The following is a 20,064-nucleotide window of genomic DNA, read 5'->3' on the forward strand; positions in this document are numbered from 1 at the left end:
CGCCTCAGCCGCCGGCTGCGGTGAACACGCCCGCCTTCGCCGCGGCCGCGGCGGCTTTGGCCGCGACCCCGGCGTCCTCCGGTGTCACGCCTTCGCGCGAAACGAACAGCCGGTAGAAGACCGGCCCGCAGGCGACCCGCACGACCTCGACCGGGTCGGTGCCGGGCGGGACCTCGCCGCGCTCGACGGCGCGGTGGACCGCGGCCGCCGAGCGGGCGTGGCGGTCCACGTAGAACTCGCGCAGCGCCTCCGCCGCGCGGGCGGACAGGAACGCCGCCGAGATCGATGCCGTCGGCAGCTCGCGCTCGCCCGGTGTGGTGAAGTAGCGGACCAGCTCCAGGTTGATCGCGCGCAGGTCGCCTTCGAGCGAACCGGTGTCCGGGACCGCCCACTCCTGCTCGGTGCCCATCTGCAGGGCCGCCGCGACCAGGCCCTCGGCGGACTCCCAGCGGCGGTACAGCGTCGTCTTGTGCACGCCGGAGCGCTCGGCCACCGCGTCGACGGTCAGCTCCGCGTACCCGCGTTCCCCGAGCAGCTCGAGCGTGGCGTTCAGCGCGGCGAGGCGGGTCCGCTCGGTGCGGCCGCCCGGACGCCGGGTCCCGGAAATCTCGGTTGCCAACTGCTACTCCTGTTGCGTTAGTGTGCCCAGTATGACAGGAACCGTCGCCGTTGCCGACATCGCCGACCTCATCGGTGACGCCGAGGTCGTCGCCATCGGCGAGAACAACCATCACATCCGCGAGTTCGGCGTGCTGCGCGACCGCCTCCTGCGCCACCTCGTCACCGAACGCGGCTTCACCGTGCTCGGGTTCGAAGGCGGCTTCCCGGAGGGGCACCTGGTCGACGCGTGGCTGCAGGGCGGCCCGGGCGAGGTCGCCGACGTCGCCCGCGACGGCTTCACCTTCGGCCTCGGCGACTCGGCCGAGGTGCACGAGATGCTGACCTGGCTGCGCGGCCGGGGTGTCCGGTTCTCCGGCCTGGACGTGCCCAGCTCGGCGGGGTCGCCGGTGCCCGCGCTGCAGGCGCTGCGGGAAGAGATCCTGCGCGTGGATCCGGCCAACGTGTCCCTTGTGGACAATGCCATCGCGGCGTGCGAGCCGTATGCGTCGGTGAGCAGCGCGGTCGCGCCCGGGCGGTACGGGGCGATGAGCACCGAAGCGCGGGATGCCGCGACGACGGCGTTGACTGTCCTCAAAGGACACGTGGAGTCCCTTGGCTACGGCCCGGTCGCCGCGCACCACGCGGAGGGCGCCCTGCGCGTCGACCTCTACCTGCGCGAACTGGACGCGCTGATGGCGGGCCGCGCACCCGAGCCGCAGAGTTCGTCGCGGGACACGTACATGGCGGCCACTGTGCGGCTGCTGCGGCGGCAGTTCCCCGGCGAGAAGATCGTGCTGATGCTCCACAACGGACACCTCCAGCGCGTGCCGTTCTCGCCGATGCCGGGCATGACCTCGCCGTCGGCGGGCACGCACCTGGCCGCCGAGCTGGGGGAGAAGTACTTTGCGCTCGCGCTCACCGCCGTCTCCGGGACGACGACCGGCCTGGCGCCCGACCCGGCGTTCCCGCTGGGCTTCCGGATGTTCGAGCAGGTCATGGACGAACCGGCCGAGGGCAGTGTCGAGGCGTTGCTCGCGGACCGGGCGCCCTGCGTGGCCGTGCGTCCGGCGGCGTCGGCCATCCGGCACGCGCACATGACGCCCGCGGTGGACGTCGCGTCCGCCTGGGACGCCGTCGTGTGCCTGGAGAAGCAGGAAACGATTTTCGCGGGCACCGCCGAGTAGGTGTCCCCGTTCGGCTGATTGCCGTACCGCCCGGCCGGGCGTTTCCTGCTGGTATGGCCGGGCGGAGGCGGGCGCTGATCGTCGCCAACGGCGAGTACGACAACGCGGGGCTGCAGCGGCTGGGCTCGCCCGCGGCGGACGCCGACGCGCTGGCCGCGGTGCTGTCCGACCGGGCGATCAGCGACTTCGAGGTCCGTGTCGTGCGCAACGAGACCGCGCACGCGGTCCAGGCGGAGATCGAGGACCTGTGCGCCGAGGGCAGGCCCGACGACGTCCTGCTGCTGCACTTTTCGTGCCACGGCCTGAAGGACGACGCGGGCGGGCTGTACTTCGCGGCGCGCAACACCCGCCCGGACCGGCTGCGGTCCACGGCGGTGCCGGCGCAGTTCGTGCAGCAGTGCATCCGCCAGAGCCGCTCGCGCAGCATCGTGTTGCTGCTGGACTGCTGCTACGGCGGCGCGTTCGGCCAGGGCGTGGCGGTCCGGGCGGCGGGCGAGGCGAACGTGCTGGACAGTTTCCGCGGCGGCCACGGCCGCGCGGTGATCACGGCCTCGAACTCGATCGAGTACGCATTCGAGGGCGCGACGCTGGCCTCGGACGGCCCGGCCCGGCCGTCGGTGTTCACGGCGGCGCTGGTGGAGGGCCTGCGCACGGGCGAGGCGGACCGCGACGAGGACGGCTGGATCGCACTGGGTGAGCTGTACGAGTACCTGTTCGACCGGGTCCGCGAGCGGAATCCGAAGCAGACGCCCAGCCGCGACATCGAGATGCAGGGCGAGCTGTACCTGGCCAAGAGCAGACGGCGCCGGATCAAGCCGTCCCCGATCCCGCCGGACCTTGCGTCGGCAATCGCGGCGGAGAACCCGTTCACGCGGCTGGGCGCGGTGGCGGAGCTGCGCCGGAGACTGGCGAGCGACAACCTGCCGGTGGCGATGGGAGCGTTCGAGGCGCTGCAGGCGATGGCATCGACGGACGTCCAGCACGTCGCGGCGGCGGCAGCGGACGCGGCGGCGTTCGCGGCGGTGCGGGTGGATCCGGCGGAGGTCCGGTTCACGGGTGAGGAGGCGAGACGGATCCGGGTGCTGGGGGCGCCGGTGGCCCGGGAGTGCTCGTTCGAGGCATCTCACGAGTGGATCGAGGTCCGCGAGGTTCCGGACGGAGCCGAGGTGAGGGTGACACGGGGACCCGAGCTGCGGCGGGGCAAGGTCGTGGTGAAGGGCCCGACGGGGGAGACGGTCGTGACGGTGGAGGCGGAACCGGCGGCCCCGGAGGCCAGTGGCGGGGAGGAAGTCGCCGAGGCTGCCACGGCGGAGCGCGACCCGGCGGGGAGCGGATCCGGTGGCCCGGTGCCCACCGCAGCGGCGCCCGGCCCGGCCGAGCCCTCCCTTCCGCATCAAGCGGGCGCGGCGACCGCCGAGCCCGGATCCCCCGGGCCGGTCGCGGCCGGGGTTGCCGCGGCGGAGCGCGACCCGGCGGGGAGCGGATCCGGCGGCCCGGTGCCTACCCCAGCGGCGCCCGGCCCGCCCGAACCCTCTCTGCCGCATCAAGCGGGCGCGGCGACCGCCGAGCCCGGATCCCCCGGGCCGGTCGCGGCCGGGGTTGCCGCGGCGGAGCGCGACCCGGCGGGGAGCGGATCCGGCGGCCCGGTGCCCACCGCAGCGGCGCCCGGCCCGGCCGAACCTTCCCTGCCGCATCAACCGGGCACAGCGCCCGCCGACTCCGCGTCCCCCGGGCTGCTGCTCCTCACCGGCGGCCTCCTCGCCCTCACCGCCATGGCCTTCGAATTCCACTACGCCGAGAACAGCTACAGCTACACCCTGGCAGGCGCCCGCCCCGGGCTGGAGTGGTACGTCTGGCTGCTCGGCGCCTTCTCGATCGCCGGTGGGTGCCTCGCCGTCCCGGCCGTCCGGGCGCGCGTCGGCACCGGCTGGGCCGTGGGCCTGGGCTCGGCCGCGCTCTGGGGCCTGCTGACCGTCTACGACCTGGAAAAGACGTTCACCCAGGACGACAGTTCCCACCACCTCGGAGCCGGGTTCGGGTTCCTGTTCACGGGACTGCTCGCCGTCCTCGCCGCCGGCGCGGTCACCGCCTGGCACCACGGCCCGCGTTTCCGGCGGCCCGGGCGGTACGAGTGGGCGGCGATCGCGCTCGGCGTCCTCGGAGCCGTCGCGCTCTTCGTCCAGTACTCCGCGGACTCCTTCCGCTACGACGGTGCCTGGCGCGCCTTCGTCTTCCTGGTAATCCTGTCGATCGCCGTGCCGGTGGTGGCGGCGCTGGTCTTCCCGGCCGGGACCGGCGGCGAGATGCTGGCCGGGTGGGCGATCGGCGCGCTGGGCGTCGTCGTCGCCATCGCCAGGACCAAGCCCGACAGCAGCGACGTGAACGTCACCGCGTTGCTCCTCTACGGCCTCACCCTGCTGCTGGCCGTCGTGGTGGGCGTGCTGATGAGGCGGAATCAGCCGAACGGGCGACAGCCCTGAGTTGTCGCCCGGTCACCGCCGGGGTACCACGACGATCATGAGGATGCTTCTCGCGGCGGTCGCCGTGCTCGCCGGGCAGGTCTCGGGCGGCGGGGTCCAGCCGGATCCGCCCGGCTGGGGGCTCGACCGGATCGACCAGCGGACCGGTCTCGACCACGCGTACCACTACGCGACCGACGCCTCGGGCGTCACGATCTACGTGATCGACAGCGGCGTCGACGCCCGCCACCCCGACTTCCAGGGCCGCGTCGCCCCCGGCCGCGACTTCCTCGACGGCGGCTCCGACACCTCCGACACCAACGGCCACGGCACGCGCCTCGCGGGCATCGCCGCGGGCAAGGACTACGGCGTCGCGAAGGGCGCGCAGATCGTGCCGGTGCGGGTGCTCGACAAGGACGGCGGCGGCGCCACCGACCAGATCATCGCCGGGATCGACTGGGTCGCGCAGAACGCCCAGCAGCCCGCGGTGGCCGTCCTCGGCATCGGCGGCGTCCCGAACGACCAGCTCGACGCGGCGGTCCGGCGGCTCGCGGCGGTGGTGCCGATCGCCGTCCCCGCGGGCAGCGAGACGGCCGACGCCGGTGGCTACTCCCCGGGCCGCGTCGCCGAGGCACTGACGGTCGGCGCCACCGATGCCCAGGACCGGCCGGACAAGACGTCGAACTTCGGCCAGGACGTCGACCTCTACGCCCCGGGTGCCGGCATCCCGGCCCCGATCGCGGGCGGCACCGGCGCGGGCCCGGAATCGGGGACGTCGATGGCGGCGGCGTTCGCGGCCGGCGTGGCGGCGCTCTACCGCGCCCAGCACCCCGAGGCCACACCCGCACAGGTCGACGAAGCCCTGGTGAACGCCGCGACGCCCGACGTGCTCAAGGGCGTCCCGGACGGCACCGCCAACCGGCTCCTTTACGCCCCGCCGGGATCCTGAAAAGCTGCCCAGGAGCCTCGCCCGGCAACCCCCCGCGGCGCATGATGTCCATCACCCGGGACTGAACTCCCGCAGAGCGGGAAGAACCGGGTAACGTGCGTTGACTTACCGATCCAAATGGGAGGACCGGGCATGTTCCGCAAGGTGCTGGTGGCCAACCGCGGGGAGATCGCGATCCGGGCGTTCCGCGCCGGCTACGAACTCGGCGCGGGAACCGTCGCCGTGTTTCCGTACGAAGACCGTAACTCTCTGCACCGGCTGAAGGCCGACGAGGCGTACGAGATCGGCGAACCCGGTCACCCCGTGCGCGCCTATCTCTCGGTCGACGAGATCGTCGCCGCCGCGAAGAAGGCGAAGGCCGACGCCGTCTATCCCGGTTACGGGTTCCTCTCGGAGAACCCCGATCTCGCGCGCGCGTGCGAGGAAGCGGGCATCACCTTCGTCGGGCCGAGCGCCGAGATCCTCGAACTGACCGGGAACAAGGCCCGCGCGGTCAAGGCCGCGCGCGAGGCCGGCGTGCCGGTGCTCGGGTCGTCGGAACCCTCCAGCGACGTCGACACGCTGGTCGCGGCCGCCGAGGAGCTGGGCTTCCCGGTCTTCGTCAAGGCCGTCGCCGGCGGTGGCGGGCGCGGGATGCGCCGCGTCGAGGACCCCGCCCTGCTGCGTGAGTCCATCGAGGCCGCCGCGCGCGAGGCCGAGTCCGCCTTCGGCGACCCGACCGTCTTCCTCGAGAAGGCCGTCGTCGAGCCGCGGCACATCGAGGTGCAGATCCTCGCCGACGGTGCCGGCAACGTCATCCACCTCTTCGAGCGTGACTGCTCGGTGCAGCGGCGCCACCAGAAGGTCGTCGAACTCGCGCCGGCGCCGAACCTCGACCCCGAGCTGCGGGACCGCATCTGCGCCGACGCCGTGAAGTTCGCCCGGCAGATCGGCTACCGCAACGCCGGCACCGTCGAGTTCCTCCTCGACCGCGACGGCAACCACGTCTTCATCGAGATGAACCCGCGCATCCAGGTCGAGCACACGGTGACCGAGGAGGTCACCGACGTCGACCTCGTGCAGTCGCAGCTGCGCATCGCCTCCGGCGAGACCCTCGACGACCTCGGGCTGTCCCAGGACAAGGTCTACCTGCGCGGTGCCGCGCTGCAGTGCCGCATCACCACCGAGGACCCGGCCAACGGCTTCCGCCCGGACACCGGCATGATCTCCGCCTACCGCTCGCCGGGCGGCTCCGGCATCCGGCTCGACGGCGGCACCGCCTTCTCCGGCACCGAGATCAGCGCCCACTTCGACTCGCTGCTGGTCAAGCTCACCTGCCGCGGCCGGGACTTCAAGACCGCCGTCGGCCGCGCGCGCCGCGCGGTCGCCGAGTTCCGCATCCGCGGGGTCGCCACGAACATCCCGTTCCTGCAGGCGGTCCTCGACGACCCGGACTTCCGCGCCGGCCGCGTCACGACGTCGTTCATCGAGGAGCGCCCGCATCTGCTGACCGCGCGGACCTCGGCCGACCGCGGCACGAAGCTGCTGACCTACCTCGCCGACCAGACGGTCAACAAGCCGCACGGCGAACGCCCGAAGACCCCGGACGCGACGCTCAAGCTGCCGAAGCTGCCGAAGGACGCGCAGCCGGCGCCGGGCTCCAAGCAGAAGCTCGCCGAGCTGGGCCCGGCCGGGTTCGCGGAGTGGCTGCGGAAGTCGCCGCACATCGGCGTCACCGACACGACGTTCCGCGACGCCCACCAGTCGCTGCTCGCCACCCGCGTCCGCACGAAGGACCTCCTCGCGGTGGCGCCGGTCGTCGCGAACACGCTGCCGCAGCTGCTGTCGCTGGAGTGCTGGGGCGGCGCGACCTACGACGTCGCGCTGCGGTTCCTCGCCGAGGACCCGTGGGAGCGGCTGGCCGCGCTGCGCGAGGCCGTGCCGAACATCTGCCTGCAGATGCTGCTGCGCGGGCGCAACACCGTCGGGTACACGCCGTACCCGACCGAGGTGACCACCGCGTTCGTCGAGGAGGCGACCAAGACCGGCATCGACATCTTCCGGATCTTCGACGCGCTCAACGACGTCGAGCAGATGCGCCCGGCCATCGAAGCCGTGCGGGAGACCGGGACCGCGGTCGCCGAGGTCGCGCTCTGCTACACGTCGGACCTGTCCGACCCGTCCGAGAAGCTCTACACGCTCGACTACTACCTCAAGCTGGCCGAGCAGATCGTCGGCGCCGGGGCGCACGTCCTGGCGATCAAGGACATGGCCGGGCTGCTGCGCGCGCCCGCGGCGACGAAGCTGGTCACCGCGCTGCGCAAGGAGTTCGACCTGCCGGTGCACATCCACACCCACGACACCGCGGGCGGCCAGCTGGCCACCTACCTCGCGGCGATCAACGCGGGCGCGGACGCCGTCGACGGCGCGGTGTCGTCCATGGCGGGCACGACGTCGCAGCCCTCGCTGTCCTCGATCGTGGCGGCCACCGACCACTCCGACCGCACGACCGGGCTGGACCTGCGGGCGATCGGCGACCTGGAGCCGTACTGGGAGAGCGTGCGCAAGATCTACGCGCCGTTCGAGGCCGGGCTGGCGTCGCCGACCGGGCGCGTCTACGACCACGAGATCCCCGGCGGGCAGCTGTCGAACCTGCGCACGCAGGCCATCGCGCTGGGCCTGGGCGACCGGTTCGAGGACATCGAGGCGATGTACGCCGCGGCCGACAAGATCCTCGGCCACCTGGTGAAGGTGACGCCGTCGTCCAAGGTCGTCGGCGACCTGGCGCTGCACCTGGTCGGCGCGGGCGTCTCGCCTGCCGACTTCGAGGCGGAGCCGAACCGGTTCGACATCCCCGACTCGGTGATCGGCTTCCTGCGCGGCGAGCTGGGCGACCCGCCCGGTGGCTGGCCGGAGCCGTTCCGCACCAAGGCACTGGAGGGCCGCGCGGCGGCGAAGCCGGTCGTCGAACTGTCCGAAGAGGACCGTGCGGCGCTGGCGTCGGAACCGCGCCGGACGCTCAACCGCCTGCTGTTCCCCGGGCCGACGAAGGAGTTCGAGGCGCACCGCGAGGCCTACGGCGACACGTCGGTGCTGCCCAGCAAGGACTTCTTCTACGGGCTGCGCCCGGGGGAGGAGTACGCGGTCGACCTCGAACCGGGCGTGCGGCTGCTCATCGAGCTGGAGGCGATCGGCGAGGCCGACGAGCGCGGCATGCGCACGGTGATGTCGACGCTGAACGGCCAGCTGCGCCCGATCCAGATCCGCGACCGCTCGATCGCCTCGGACATCCCGGCGACGGAGAAGGCGGAGAAGGGCAACCCGAAGCAGATCGCGGCGCCGTTCGCGGGCGTGGTGACGCTGCAGGTGGCCGAGGGCGACACGGTCGAGGCGGGCGCGACGGTGGCGACGATCGAGGCCATGAAGATGGAGGCGTCGATCACCGCGTCCACCGGCGGCCGGGTCGGCAGGCTGGCGATCACGTCGGTGCAGCAGGTCGAAGGCGGTGACCTCCTGCTGGTGCTGGAATGAGCGCTAGCATCGCCGGATGCTGATCAACGCGGTACCCCAGCGCCAGGGTGCGACCGGCCCGCGGGCGGCGGAGCTGCCGGACGGCTGCCTCGCCCTCGCGGAGCTGGCCGGGCACGTGCTCGGCAGGCCGGTGCACCACGTCCGGCAGACCCGTGAAGTGTCCGAAGTGGACCGCGGGATCGCGTCGCGGGCCGTGCTGACCGGGCCGAACCGGGCAGCCCAGCTGGCCGCGCTGGAGTCCCCGGGCGGCCCGGTACTGACGATCGGCGGCGACTGCGGAACCGAGCTGGTCCCGATCGGCGTTGCGCGCTTCCGGCACGGGCCCGGGCTGGGCGTCGTGTGGTTCGACGCCCACCCGGACCTCAACACGGCGGAGACGTCCCCCTCGGGCGCGTTCCACGGCATGGTCCTGCGATCACTGTTCGGCGAGGGCGACCCGGAGTTCGCGGCGGACCCGGCACTGACGCCGGGCAACGTGGCACTGGCCGGCACGCGCGTGTTCGACCCGGCCGAGCAGGAGGCGGTGGACCGCGGCCTGGTGGTGACGTCGGTGGACGCGCTGGAGGGCGTGGAGAAGCTGTACGTCCACGTGGATCTGGACGTGCTGGACCCGGCGGAGTTCCCCGGCCTCAACTACCCGGAACCGGGCGGCTGGACGATCCCGCAGCTGGTGTCCGCCCTCGATGCCCTGTCGGGCCACGACGTCGTCGGCGCGGGAGTCACGGAGTGCGTGGGCACCCCGCGCGAAGTCGAGGTCCTGGAACCGGTCCTGGCCGCCCTCGGCCGCCTCCTCGACCCCCGGTAGCTGCCGTTCACGGCCCCTCGCCCTCCGGCGGGCTTGCCCAGGCGGCGCGGACGGCGGCCAGGGCGTCGCCGAGGTCCGCGCCGAGGTCACGGGCCTGAGCCGCGTACTCCGCCGCCGCGGAGTGCAGCAGGGCCGCGCGGTCCGGTCTGGTGGGCGGGACCGTCACCACCGTGCCGCGGGCCCGTGCCGTCGCCACCCAGCCCGCCGCCTCCAGCTCGCGGTACGCCCGCGCCACCGTGCCCGGCGCCAGGCCGAGGTCGCGTGCCAGCTGGCGGATCGGCGGCAGCCGCGTTCCCTCGGGGAGCGCTCCCGCCGCGACCGCCCGGATCACCTGGTCGTGCACCTGCCGCCAGGGGGCGACGCCGTTCTCGGTGTCGACGACGATCTTCACGCCGCCGCCGGCAGCCGTTTCACCGGGGCCGTCACGGCCAGGAACGCCGCCGCCCCGGCCACGACCACCAGGAACGAACCGAGGTCGCCGCCCGGCCAGCCGATCGCCGTGCCGGCACCGATGCCCAGCCCGATCGCGACCCGCGCGCTGCGGCAGCGCAGGGCCAGGTCGGCGCGCGGCGCACCGGCCGCCGGGCGGCGCACCGCCAGGGCCGCGATCGCCGCGCAGACCACGATCGTGCCCGCCGCAATCGCCAGCAGCCTGCCCTGCGCGGTCAGCGCCAGGTGCACGATCGACCCCGCCGCGGCCAGCGCGGCCAGCTCCAGCACCCACGCCGGGACGATCCCGAGCAGCGTCCGCGGCGTCAGCTCGGCTTCCCGTCGCGGGCCGCGGGACGGGCGCTGGGCCAGCAGTTCGGCGATCAGCCCGCCCAGCAGCAGCGTGGCGACGATCGAGCCCGCGCCCGTGCTGTCGAGCACCGGGGGGATGGCCAGGAACAGCCACGGGTACCACAGCCGCCGCCGCTTGAGGTACCGGACGGCGAGCGCGACCTCGGCGGCGTCCGGGTCCGGCACGCCCCAGCGGACGAGCAAGCGCTTTCCGTGCTTCTCGCCCGGCCAGAGCACGATCAGGATCGCCAGGCCGGCCAGTCCCATGATCAGGGCGACGCCGAGCACGGTGTCCCACAGCATGCGCACCTCCTCGCTTGTATCAACCACATGATACAAGACGGCGGCGTAACCGCAGCGCGGGACGCTCGTTGGGGGTTCGTCCGTTCATACGCATGGGAGCGGGCAGTCGGGGGCATCATTGTCATCCTCGCTCAGTCGAATCCGGTGAAATTGTCACGAAGCTGACAAGAAAACGGTTTCCTCGCATCCGTGTGACACATTCGGGACTAGTTTTTCGATGTGTGCGTTGTCATCCCGCTTCAGGTGCGGGGTGGCCGGTCATTCCGGGGCGGAGCAAAGGAGCTGCGATGTCGGTGGAGCGCGGATTCGAGCACGCTGCGCCGCCTGCCGCCCCCCTGCCCCGCAAGCTCGCCGACATCCTGCGTCCCGAGCTGGCCAGCCTCGCCGCCGAGATCGTCGACGAGATCCGCGCGACCATCCCGGCCTACGCCCGCCCGCTCGACGGCCCCTACGGAAAGTCGATCCGGGCAGGCGTCGAATACGCGATCACGTTGTTCGTCGCGCAGATCGCCGACCCGACCGTCTCCAAGGAACAGTCCCACGAGGTTCACCACCGCCTCGGCCAGAACGAAATGCGGGAAGGCCGCAGCCTCGACACGCTGCAGTCGGCGTACCGGGTGGGCGCGCGGGTGTCGTGGCGGCGCATCATGCGGGTCGGACGGCGCAGCGGGCTTTCCTCGGCGGTGATGTCGCAGCTGGCGGACGCGATGCTGGCGTTCATGGACGAACTGGCGTCGGTCGCGCTCGACGGCTACCTGGAAGCGAAGGCACGCACGGCGGGTGCGCTGGACACGTGGCGCCGCAAGCTGCTGCACCTGATCCTCGAGACGCCGCCCGCGTCCCCCAAGGCGATCGCCGAGCTGGCCCAGCTGATCGGCTGGCCGGTCCCGTCCGACGCGACACCGGTGGCGGTGGCCCCGGCAGGCGGCGTCGCCCCGGCCCGCCGTCACGCGGGCCTGGACTCCGACGTCCTCGCCGAACTCGACACGGCCGACCCGAAACTGGTGGTCCCCGGCGAGCTGAGCGGCCCCCGCCTGGCGGCGCTGCAGGTGGCCCTGCCGGACTGCCGGCTGGCGATCGGCCCGTGCGTCCCGATGGCCTCGGTGGCGGATTCCCTGCGCTGGGCCCGCAACGCACTGCACCTGGCCGAGAGGGGAGTCCTGCCGGCCCGCCCGGTCCTGCGCGCGGAAGAGCACCTGGCCACCCTGCTGGTCAATTCCGACACGGGCCTGGTGGGAACGTTGCGGCACCGGTTGTTCGCCCCGCTGGCGGACATGACGGGCAAGCAGCAGGAGCGCCTCCTGGAGACGCTGAGGGCCTGGCTGGACAGCCAGGGCAACGTGGTGGAGATAGCGGAACGCCTGGGAGTCCACCCCCAGACGGTCCGCTACCGCATGCGCCAGCTCCAGGCAACATTCGGCGACAAACTCCGCGACCCGGCGGCCCGTTTCGAGATGGAGCTGGCATTACGGGCAGGAGCGGCCCCGATGCCACTGAGGTCCCCGGTGAGCGAGATGCTCCCATCCCCGCGCGCGGGCGGCTCCCATCCACAGTGGACGGCACGGTAGCCGGTCAGGCCACGTCCACCTGCCAGGACGTGTCCGCCGCGTAGCCGTTCGAGGTGTCATACGGGTGCTGACCGCTGGAGTCGGCCGCCCACACCTGGGTGGTGTACTGGCGCAGGAACCGCCCCCGGGCGCTGAAGGACTCGAGTGTGACGCCGGTGCCGGAGAGCCCGGCCTTGGAGCACCACGTCGCGTCCGCACGGAACTGGTCGGTGCCGTCGGACGCCGCGATGACGGCTCGCTGCCCCTGCTGCCGCAGGTAATACTCGGGATGTGCCACCGATTCGAAGGAGTGGCACGACGGGTCCGCCTTGCCGGGCACGATCCGCCACGCGGTGTCGGCGCCGGCTCCCGCGCCGACGACGGCGTCGGTCAGGCCGCGAAGGTACCAGCCGGCGGCGCCTGGGCTCTGCGAGCGGATGGACTGGACCAGGGATGCGTCCTCGTACTGACCGAGCCGCAGGAAGCGGTCGACATCGTCGTCAGTGCCCGCCATGGCGGCGTTCGCCCCCGCGACCAACGCGGGGTGCACGCGGCTCTGCTCGGCACGCGTCCGCAGCTCGAACAGCAGCCGCCGGTCCGCTTCGCCCTTCTTCCGGATCCAGGTGAACCAGTCCTGCAGGTTCGCGCTGTGAATCCCGGTGGCGACGTAGGCCTTCAGCTGGGCCTCGTCCATCGTGCGCAACGCGCGCTCGGCCGCCGCCCGCACCTCGGTGCCGGCCTTGGCCGCCTGCCAGAGGTCGAGCACGAAGTTGACGTCCGGCTCGACGAGCTGGCCTTCGGTGGGCACGACGGCGACCACGGCGGCGGCCCGGATTCGCGCGTCTCGCGCCGCACGGGCTTTCTTCTGCGCCTCGTCCGCCGCCGTGTCGGCGTCGATCAGGTCCTGCTGATCGGCCGCGCGGGCGGTGAAGATCCCGGTAAGGATGAAGTCCTTCTGCGCGGCGGCGCCGCCCTGGTAGGCCGCCAGGGCGGCGGCCTTCAGCTTCGGCCCGGACGCGTGCTCCCACATGGCGAAGGCGAACTCCTGGTCGTTCTGGATGAGCAGCACCGGCGACGGCACGACGCCGTTCACCAGCGCCGCCCGCTGCTTCGCCTCCCGGGCCGCCCGTGCGGCCGCGTCGTCGCGCAGGATGCGGGCCTGGTCGCGGGCGTTCGCGTCGCGGATCCCGGTCTTGATCCACTGGGTCTGCTCCAGGCCGGTACCCGCGTAGGCGAGTTCGGCCGACGCCCGCACCTCGGTGCCGGTAGCCCGTTGCCACAACGCGAACACGAAGTTCCGGTCGGTGAGGATCAGCAGGTCAGGGCTCGCGACGACACCGATCTCCTGTGCTGCCCGGACCTTGTCCTCCTGGGTCGCGCTGCGCGGTGTGTCCGCCGTGATCGCGGCTTCCGCCTGCGGGACGAGGACGGGGGCCGCGGTCGCGAGCAACGCGAGAGCCGCTGCGCCCGACACGAACATCAGCCGGGTTCTGCCTGTCATCGTCGTGCTCCTTCAGCTCGCCGGGTAGACGGTCGCCACGCCGGTGGCGGTGTCGTAGTCGATACGGCCGCGTTCGAACGTGCTGCGGCGGCCGCCGGGGATGGCGACCTCGTCGGAGGTCGGGTAGCCGAGAGTGGACTTCTCCCCACCGAGGGAGAGCCACTTGGCGCGGATCGCGCCGAGCACGGCGTGGGCGCCGGCGCGGTCGACCGAGTAGATCGAGCCACCGCCGGCGAAGTTCACGAACCGGCCCGCCTTGTCGGACGTGCAGGCTTCGTCGGTGACGGGCACACCGAGCGCCGGATGGCCGCTGAGGCGGAGGTAGGTGGCCAGGATTTCCGGTGACGCACAGGCGGCGCCGCGTCCGGTCGTGAGGGGGTGGACCGCGCCGCCGCGGCTCCAGTAGCTGCGGAAGGCAGCTTGACCGGGCGCGCTCCGGCGCTGGAAGTCCCGGTAGCGCACGGCGCCGTCGACCTGTTCCGGCCCCAGCGGCGAGACCAGCAGGTCGGTGTAAGGGTCGTAGTCGGGCAGGTACTTGTTCAGCCAGTTCACCGTGATCTCGGTGGAGTCCGGCAGCGGTTCGGTGACCCACCAGTAGAACTCGACGCCCATCCCGGCCCGGCCGTCGGCCTGCCGGGTCAGGAAGTCGGCGCCGCCACGCAGCGTCACCCCGGCGCCGGGCAGGATGTTGTCGACGCACCAGGTGGCGTTCCAGCCGAAGTCGACGGTTCCGTTGGCAGGCTGCACCGCGACCTGCGTCTTCTTGCCGTCGTAGTACCGCGCCAGGTAGTGGTTGGGTTTCGCGGGCGACTCCAGCGAGAAGCAGCCATCACCGGCCAGCCCGGCGACGACCCGCCAGGTCGCGTCGAGTCCTTCACCCGGAGCGGGTTCCGCGGCGCCGGGCTTGACGACCACGCCGTCGGCGCTCTCGCGCAGGTACTGGCCGGCGATGTTGCCGTTGATGGCGTTGCGGCTGAAGGACTGCGTCAGCACCTCGTACTGTTCCTGGTCGAGGAAGGCCCGGACGGCGTCGACGCCGCCGGCGAGAGCGCGCTCGGCGGCCCGCGCCAGCCGCGGCTGGATGCCGCCGACGACGGCCTTGTGCCGGATTTCGTCGACCAGCGCCCGGTCCGCCGCGGCCTTCTGCGCCAGCACGGCGGCGACGTCCCGCCAGTTGGCCTCGTAGACACCGGTGTCGACAAAGCGTTTCCAGTCCGCCCGCACGCGGCTGCGCAACGCCGTGACGGCGGCTTTTTCGACTTCGCTGCCCGGCCGGGCACCGTCGGCGATGACGCGGAGGACGTCGTCGTCGGGCAGGGACACGATCTCCGGTGTGGGGACGATCCGCACCACGGTGACGGCTCGGCCGCGCGCCGCTTCCGCGGCCTTGCGGGCTTTCTCGGCTTCGGTGGCCTGCGCGTCGGCGTCGATGGCGTCCTGCTGGTCCTGCGCATGGGCAGTGCGGACGCCGTTGGCGATGAACTCCTTCTGATCGGCGGCGGCCGCCCCGAACGCGACGAGCGCGGCCGCCCTGACCCGTGGCCCGGTCGCGCGTTGCGTGACCTGGTAGATGAAGTCCCGGTCGCTCTGGACCACCAGCTCGGGGTCGGGTGCGATCCCGGCGACGATGGCGGCCGCTTCCTTGGCTTCCCGGGCGACCCGGGCGGCTTCGGCGTCGCGCATCTGCTGGGCTTGGTCCCGTTCGTTCGCCGAGAGGACTCCGGACTTGATCCACTCGGTGCAGGCGAGATCGGTGCCGGCGAAGGCGAGTTCGGCCGAGGCCCGGACTTCGGAGCCGGTGGCCTGCCGCCAGAGCGCGATGACGAAGTCCTTGTCCCGCAGGAGCATCATGGCGTCGGTCGGCACGATCCCGAGGGTGCGGGCGGCGCGGAGTTTCTCGGATTCACTGGCTACGGGCGGGACTTCGGCGGCCGCGGTGACGCTGAGCGGTGCCGCCACGGCGGCAGCGGGCGGAATGGCTAGTGCGGTCGCCGCCACGGTGGCGATCGCCAAGGTGGCCAGTGCTCTCACAGTGTCTCCTGTTCCTCCGCCGGATCGCGGACTTCCCAGCCGGCCCAGTCGGGGTATTCGTGGTAGTGAGTTGTGAACCCCATTGCTCGCACGACCTTTACGAGCGCCTCTTCCATGGCGTCTTTGACTCTCCCGTAGCGGAGCGTGTCGGGGTGGTCCGATTCGCCCGCGACGGTGTGCTCGACCACCCGCCGGGCCCACGAAGGGTGGACGTACCACGCGAGGAAGACCCCGGGCGCATAGCGCATCTTCTTGACCTCGACTTCGATCCCGCCCGCTTCCGTGGCTTCGGCGGGCACGGCGAAACCCGCGATACGCAGTTGCTCGGTCACTCGTCCGGCCAGCAGGCGCAGGCGGTTTTCATGGGCTTCGTCGATGAAGAGTTCGGGGTTCAGCATCACGGTCGTCTTCCGGTCGGCGGGGGTGTGGCGAGTGCGAGGGGGAGCGTTTCATGGCCGGGCGGTGTGGTGGGCGCGGTGTCCGGATCGATGACGATCTTCAGACTGAAACCGATGCCCCGGCGGCGCTTCGCCTTGTCGATGAAACCCTTGAGGACCTCCTTCGCGCTGGACTGTTCGACACGGCTCGTGCCCCAGGGCACCGCCCAGGAGATCTTCACGGTCTTGTTGTCTCGCAGCGCGTTCGCCAGTTCGGTCTGGCACGCCTTGCACGGTGCACGGTCGGTGTACAAGGCTTGGATCTGGTTCGGGGAGAACCCCTTCGCGGCCAGCTTGCCGAGGATGTCGGTTTCGGAGTGGCCGCTCATGCTGCTGGACGCGACCACCATGTTGGGGTAAGGCCCGTCGGTCCAGCCGGGTACGTAGGCGACCGCGACGTTGTGGTCGGCGTCGAAGAATCCCATCGCGACACGCGCCTCGAAAGCGGTCTGGCTGAGCAGATCGCTGTCGTAGGGAATCATGCCGCAGCCGAAGTCTGGGATGTCCGACGTCGTCGCGGGTGACGTCGCGGCTCTGGTGCCGGCAGGGGCGAAGCCGCCGGCGCCGCCGAGGACGCTGAGCCAGCTGCAGTACTTGTGCAGCCGGTTCAGGATGCTCAGTACTTTCGCAGCCAGCTTCTCGATCCGCTCCGACCGCAGGACCCACTTGCCGATGTTGGCGATGACCGCCCCGATCGCCTTGACGATCGCCTTGCCCTTGACGAACGGCAGGACCAGGCCGACCACGTTGACCACGGTCCACAGGCAGGACGCGACGTCACCCTCACCGAGACAGCGCTTGAGGTCCTCGACGCCGATGAACTCCAGCAGCACTTCGGCGCCGGCTTCGAGAAGGAAGTCGGTGAGGTCCTTGCCGTTGAGGCAGTCAGCGGCTGCGGCCCGGTATTCCGCGAGCGTGGCCCGGCCTTCCGGATCCGAGTTCAGCAGGTCGGCGTCCTGGATCGTGAGGTTGGGCAGACACCCGGACGCGATCAGGTTCTCGAGCTGCCGGTGGTCCGCTTCCCGCTGCCGCTGGTCGGCTTCGGCCTGGTCTGCCGCGTGCTGGGCATCCACCGCGGCATCGCGGGCCCGCTGGGCCGCGTCCGAGGTGTTCTGCGCATGGACTCTCGCCCGCTCGGCCGCCGCGGCTGCTTCGGCCGCGTAGCCCTCCGCCTTCGTGGCCGCAGCTCGGGCCGCTGCCGCGTCCGTTTCCGCCTTGGTGGCCGCGGTGCGTGCCGCGGCTGCCTGTCCCTCGGCCGCATCCGCTGCCAGTCCCGCGATCGCCGCGTCCGCGCTTGCTTCGTTCGCCTTCTGCCGGGCCTTCGCCGCGTTGTCGTGCGCCTGGACGTCGTAGCCGTTCGCGGTTTCCGCCGCGTCGCGGGCGAAGCTCGCCTCCCTGGCCGCGTCGGCCGCCGCCCGGGCTGCGTTCGCCACGGACTGGGCCGCCCATGCCGCCGAGGCCGCCGCGTTGGCCGCTGCCTGGAATGCCGCCTTCGTGTCGGCTGCGGCGTTGTCGGCGGCCTGCTGGGCCCGGTCCGCCGCGAGCCGGGCTTCGTTCGCACGGTCCTGCGCGGCCTGGGCTTGTTCGGCGCCGGCGGCCTGGGCCTGTGCCGCGACTTCGGCGACGAAGTCGGCGTCGAGGTCGGCTCCGGTGAAGGGGGCGGTCACGACGATCGCCGTGTTCGCCGGTGCGGTGATGGCGGCCGAAGACGCTCGTGCGGCCAGTGCGGCGCGGCCGGCCAGACCTGCCTGGGTCGCGGCCGAAACGGCTTCACGGAAGGACTCTCCGGCACTCTGCCCGGCCCTGACTGCGTCGACCGTCGCCAGGCGGGCCTGCTCGGTCGCCTGCTCCGCGAGCCCGGCGGCGTTGCGGACGTTGGCCGCGGCCTTGACCTCTTCGGCTGTCGCTGTCGCGGCCGCGGCATTTGCCCGGCTCGCCGACACGTGCGTGTCGGCCGCGGCGGATTCGGCCTTGTCCGCGGCCAGATCCGCGTTCGCCGCGGCGGTCTCCGCTTCCTGTGCCGCAGCACGGGACGCGGCGGCGGCCGCGGTGGCCTTGGTCGCCGCTTCGCGGGCCCGGGCCGCGGCACCGGTCGCGCGGTTGGCGGCGTCACGCGCGGCCCGGGCCGCGTTCGCCGCGTCGGTCGCGTCCGCGCGGGCTTCCCGTGCTGCGGCCCAGGCGGGTGCTTCCTGCTCGGTTCCCCGCGCCGCGGCCGCCGACGCTTCGAGCGCCTGCGCCCGGGCTTCGGCGGCGTCTCCTTCCCGCTGCGCCTGCCAAGCCAGGTCACGCGCGGTCTTGGCGTTCGACTCCTCCCGCCGGGCGGTGTCTTCACACCCGGCCGCGATGTCCTCTTGGGCGCGGGCGCGCGCCAGGTAGGCGGCGGCTTCGCGCTTCTTGGCCTCCGCTTCGCCTCGCGCCCGGCTCGCCTCGGCCGCAGCCTGGTCGGCCTGCGCCCGGTAGCGGGCTGCCTCGTCACGTTGACGCTCGGCCTCCTGACGGGCCGTGCGGGCGTTGCCTGCTTCCCGCTCCGCGTCGAGGAGGGCGTAGTAGGTGCGTTGCAGGCCCTCGGAGGCCTGGTCGCGGGCCGCTTCGGCGGCCCGGCGGGCCTGGCGGGCCCGCTCGGCCGAGTTCGTGGCCGCGACGGCCTGGTCCGAGGCCGCCAGGGCCAGGGCATCTGCTTGACGAGCGTGCTCTTCGGCATGCAGCCGCCACTGCCGTGCTTCTTCGGCGCGCGCCGCGGCCTCGTTCTGGTGGCCGATGGCCGCGTCGGTGGCCATCGTCGCGTCGAGCGCGTGCTGGGCTGTCCGGATCGCGAGCACGGCGGCCTGCGCGGCGGCGGACATGCCCTGGGCCAGCCGCGCCCAGTCGGCGCCGTAGGGCAGGCCTGCCTCGATCAGGATGTTTGCTTCGGCCGTCGCCGCAACGGAGGCGCTCTGCGCATCGGCCGCAGCCTGTCCGGCGAGGTCCAGCTGTCGCAGCACTTCCTGGCGGACGAGGCTGAACGACTCGGGGGAGTGGTGACCGCCCACGGTGTTCGCCGCCAGGATCTGGGCGGCCTGGCGGGCTCCGGTGCCTGCCGAAACCATCGCGTTCGCCGCGCGCTGCAGCGCCCGGACGCCCCGGCCGTTCGCCGCCAGGAGGTTCTGCCGGGCACGCGACGCGCGGGCCGCGCGCTGGGCGAGGTCGCTCGCCGCCTCGGCGGCCTTGTTCCGCTCTTCGAGGTCCTTCAGGTACTGCTCGCGCGCGGCGGCGTCCCGCTGGGCGGCCGCGACGTACCCGCCGTTGAAGAACGCCACGATCGCCGTGTCCCCGGCGGCCAGCGCCTGCTGGGCGGCGAGCTTGACCTCCGGCCCGGCCGAGCCGGACAGTGCCGTCACGCGGGCTCGCAGCTCGTCCGCGCGGGCCTGGGTGTTGCGGCGGTTCCGCTCGTCCCGCTCGGCGGCGATGCCCTTGCCGTAGTCGAGGAAGGCGGCCCGGTCGGCGTCCGAGCCTGCCAGTACCCGTTCGACCTCGGCGTTGAAGATGGGGCCGCCGGTGCCACGCAGGTCCAGGACGGCTTCGCGGTTCAACCGCGCCGTCTCGTTGCGGCGGGCCTGCGCGCGTTGCTGCGCTTCGACCTCGCCGGTGTCGAGGAACTCCCAGATCGCGTCCTCGGTCCCGGCGTCGAGCGCGGCCTGCGCCGCCTCGCGGACCTCGGGTTCTTCGGAGAGCTGGGCGATGTCGGCAACGAGCTTCCACAGCCGCGGGTCGATCGGCTCGCCCAGCCCGGTCTCGCCGTCCCAGCCCGGGTATTCGGTGTGCGGAATCGGTCTCGCACCGGTCGGTGGCGGGTCGTCGGCGGTGATGGCGGTGGGAGCCGGCGTGACTGCTTCGACATCGGTCGTGGCGAACACGGTGAACGCCAGCACCAAAGCGAGCACCTTCGTGACGATTCCGTGCGGCATTTCGGCGTCCTCCG

At 72.5% G+C, this 20,064-nt stretch carries 13 protein-coding genes; 6 read left to right on the forward strand and 7 right to left on the reverse strand.

What is annotated here, in order from left to right; translation table 11 throughout:
* Window positions 1–4: 4 nt before the first annotated feature.
* Window positions 5–619 carry a TetR/AcrR family transcriptional regulator gene (locus tag ABJI51_RS05955; protein WP_348948073.1) on the reverse strand — a complete coding sequence of 205 codons (615 nt, stop codon included), beginning with the start codon at window positions 617–619 and terminating at the stop codon, window positions 5–7.
* A gap of 31 nt (window positions 620–650) precedes the next feature.
* Between ABJI51_RS05955 and ABJI51_RS05960 the strand changes: the two genes are divergently transcribed.
* The 5 genes from ABJI51_RS05960 to ABJI51_RS05980 all read left to right on the forward strand — a co-directional run bounded on the left by ABJI51_RS05960 (window position 651) and on the right by ABJI51_RS05980 (window position 9,507).
* The gene (locus ABJI51_RS05960; protein ID WP_348948075.1) at window positions 651–1,784 is read left to right on the forward strand and encodes an erythromycin esterase family protein; all 1,134 of its coding nucleotides are present in this window, start codon (window positions 651–653) and stop codon (window positions 1,782–1,784) included.
* 53 nt (window positions 1,785–1,837) lie between these two features.
* Window positions 1,838–4,264, forward strand: coding sequence for a caspase, EACC1-associated type (locus tag ABJI51_RS05965; RefSeq protein ID WP_348948077.1), 2,427 nt, complete (start codon window positions 1,838–1,840; stop codon window positions 4,262–4,264).
* Window positions 4,265–4,307: 43 nt separating this feature from the next.
* Window positions 4,308–5,192 carry a S8 family peptidase gene (locus ABJI51_RS05970; RefSeq protein ID WP_348948692.1) on the forward strand — a complete coding sequence of 295 codons (885 nt, stop codon included), beginning with the start codon at window positions 4,308–4,310 and terminating at the stop codon, window positions 5,190–5,192.
* Between the two features lie 132 nt (window positions 5,193–5,324).
* Complete coding sequence (locus tag ABJI51_RS05975) at window positions 5,325–8,702, forward strand: pyruvate carboxylase (protein ID WP_348948079.1); 3,378 nt, start codon at window positions 5,325–5,327, stop codon at window positions 8,700–8,702.
* Window positions 8,703–8,718: 16 nt separating this feature from the next.
* Complete coding sequence (locus tag ABJI51_RS05980; protein WP_348948080.1) at window positions 8,719–9,507, forward strand: arginase family protein; 789 nt, start codon at window positions 8,719–8,721, stop codon at window positions 9,505–9,507.
* Window positions 9,508–9,514: 7 nt separating this feature from the next.
* Here ABJI51_RS05980 and ABJI51_RS05985 read toward each other — a convergent pair whose 3' ends face one another.
* Both ABJI51_RS05985 and ABJI51_RS05990 read right to left on the reverse strand, forming a co-directional pair.
* Window positions 9,515–9,898, reverse strand: coding sequence for a GntR family transcriptional regulator (locus ABJI51_RS05985; RefSeq protein WP_348948081.1), 384 nt, complete (start codon window positions 9,896–9,898; stop codon window positions 9,515–9,517).
* Complete coding sequence (locus ABJI51_RS05990; RefSeq protein ID WP_348948082.1) at window positions 9,895–10,590, reverse strand: hypothetical protein; 696 nt, start codon at window positions 10,588–10,590, stop codon at window positions 9,895–9,897. Before ABJI51_RS05990 ends, ABJI51_RS05985 begins: the two co-directional genes overlap by 4 nt.
* 287 nt (window positions 10,591–10,877) lie before the next feature.
* Here ABJI51_RS05990 and ABJI51_RS05995 point away from each other — a divergent pair, with 287 nt between their 5' ends.
* Window positions 10,878–12,158, forward strand: a complete 1,281-nt coding sequence (locus ABJI51_RS05995) for a PucR family transcriptional regulator (RefSeq protein WP_348948084.1) — start codon at window positions 10,878–10,880, stop codon at window positions 12,156–12,158.
* A 4-nt stretch (window positions 12,159–12,162) separates the two neighbouring features.
* On the opposite strand, the gene ABJI51_RS06000 is transcribed toward ABJI51_RS05995, so the two are convergent.
* The 4 genes from ABJI51_RS06000 to ABJI51_RS06015 are packed head-to-tail and all read right to left on the reverse strand — an operon-like array spanning window position 12,163 to window position 20,050.
* The gene (locus ABJI51_RS06000) at window positions 12,163–13,638 is read right to left on the reverse strand and encodes an AbfB domain-containing protein (protein WP_348948086.1); all 1,476 of its coding nucleotides are present in this window, start codon (window positions 13,636–13,638) and stop codon (window positions 12,163–12,165) included.
* Between the two features lie 12 nt (window positions 13,639–13,650).
* Window positions 13,651–15,669 carry an AbfB domain-containing protein gene (locus tag ABJI51_RS06005; protein WP_348948088.1) on the reverse strand — a complete coding sequence of 673 codons (2,019 nt, stop codon included), beginning with the start codon at window positions 15,667–15,669 and terminating at the stop codon, window positions 13,651–13,653.
* The gene (locus tag ABJI51_RS06010; RefSeq protein WP_348948089.1) at window positions 15,666–16,067 is read right to left on the reverse strand and encodes a hypothetical protein; all 402 of its coding nucleotides are present in this window, start codon (window positions 16,065–16,067) and stop codon (window positions 15,666–15,668) included. Before ABJI51_RS06010 ends, ABJI51_RS06005 begins: the two co-directional genes overlap by 4 nt.
* On the reverse strand, window positions 16,067–20,050 hold the full coding sequence (locus ABJI51_RS06015) for a nucleic acid/nucleotide deaminase domain-containing protein (protein WP_348948091.1): 3,984 nt from the start codon (window positions 20,048–20,050) through the stop codon (window positions 16,067–16,069). The genes ABJI51_RS06010 and ABJI51_RS06015 overlap by 1 nt, the downstream gene beginning before the upstream one ends.
* Between the last annotated feature and the right edge of the window lie 14 nt (window positions 20,051–20,064).

Source organism: Amycolatopsis melonis, assembly GCF_040064235.1.
GTDB classification, from domain to species: Bacteria; Actinomycetota; Actinomycetes; order Mycobacteriales; family Pseudonocardiaceae; genus Amycolatopsis; species Amycolatopsis melonis.

Excerpts from the sequence above, each read along its gene's own strand:
- ABJI51_RS05995 (WP_348948084.1), top strand. The coding sequence starts at position 10,878 with ATGTCGGTGGAGCGCGGATTCGAGCACGCTGCGCCGCCTGCCGCCCCC.
- ABJI51_RS05965 (WP_348948077.1), top strand. The coding sequence starts at position 1,838 with ATGGCCGGGCGGAGGCGGGCGCTGATCGTCGCCAACGGCGAGTACGAC.
- ABJI51_RS05990 (WP_348948082.1), bottom strand. The coding sequence starts at position 10,590 with ATGCTGTGGGACACCGTGCTCGGCGTCGCCCTGATCATGGGACTGGCC.
- ABJI51_RS06010 (WP_348948089.1), bottom strand. The coding sequence starts at position 16,067 with ATGCTGAACCCCGAACTCTTCATCGACGAAGCCCATGAAAACCGCCTG.
- ABJI51_RS06015 (WP_348948091.1), bottom strand. The coding sequence starts at position 20,050 with ATGCCGCACGGAATCGTCACGAAGGTGCTCGCTTTGGTGCTGGCGTTC.
- ABJI51_RS05975 (WP_348948079.1), top strand. The coding sequence starts at position 5,325 with ATGTTCCGCAAGGTGCTGGTGGCCAACCGCGGGGAGATCGCGATCCGG.
- ABJI51_RS06000 (WP_348948086.1), bottom strand. The coding sequence starts at position 13,638 with ATGACAGGCAGAACCCGGCTGATGTTCGTGTCGGGCGCAGCGGCTCTC.
- ABJI51_RS05980 (WP_348948080.1), top strand. The coding sequence starts at position 8,719 with ATGCTGATCAACGCGGTACCCCAGCGCCAGGGTGCGACCGGCCCGCGG.
- ABJI51_RS05960 (WP_348948075.1), top strand. The coding sequence starts at position 651 with ATGACAGGAACCGTCGCCGTTGCCGACATCGCCGACCTCATCGGTGAC.
- ABJI51_RS05970 (WP_348948692.1), top strand. The coding sequence starts at position 4,308 with ATGCTTCTCGCGGCGGTCGCCGTGCTCGCCGGGCAGGTCTCGGGCGGC.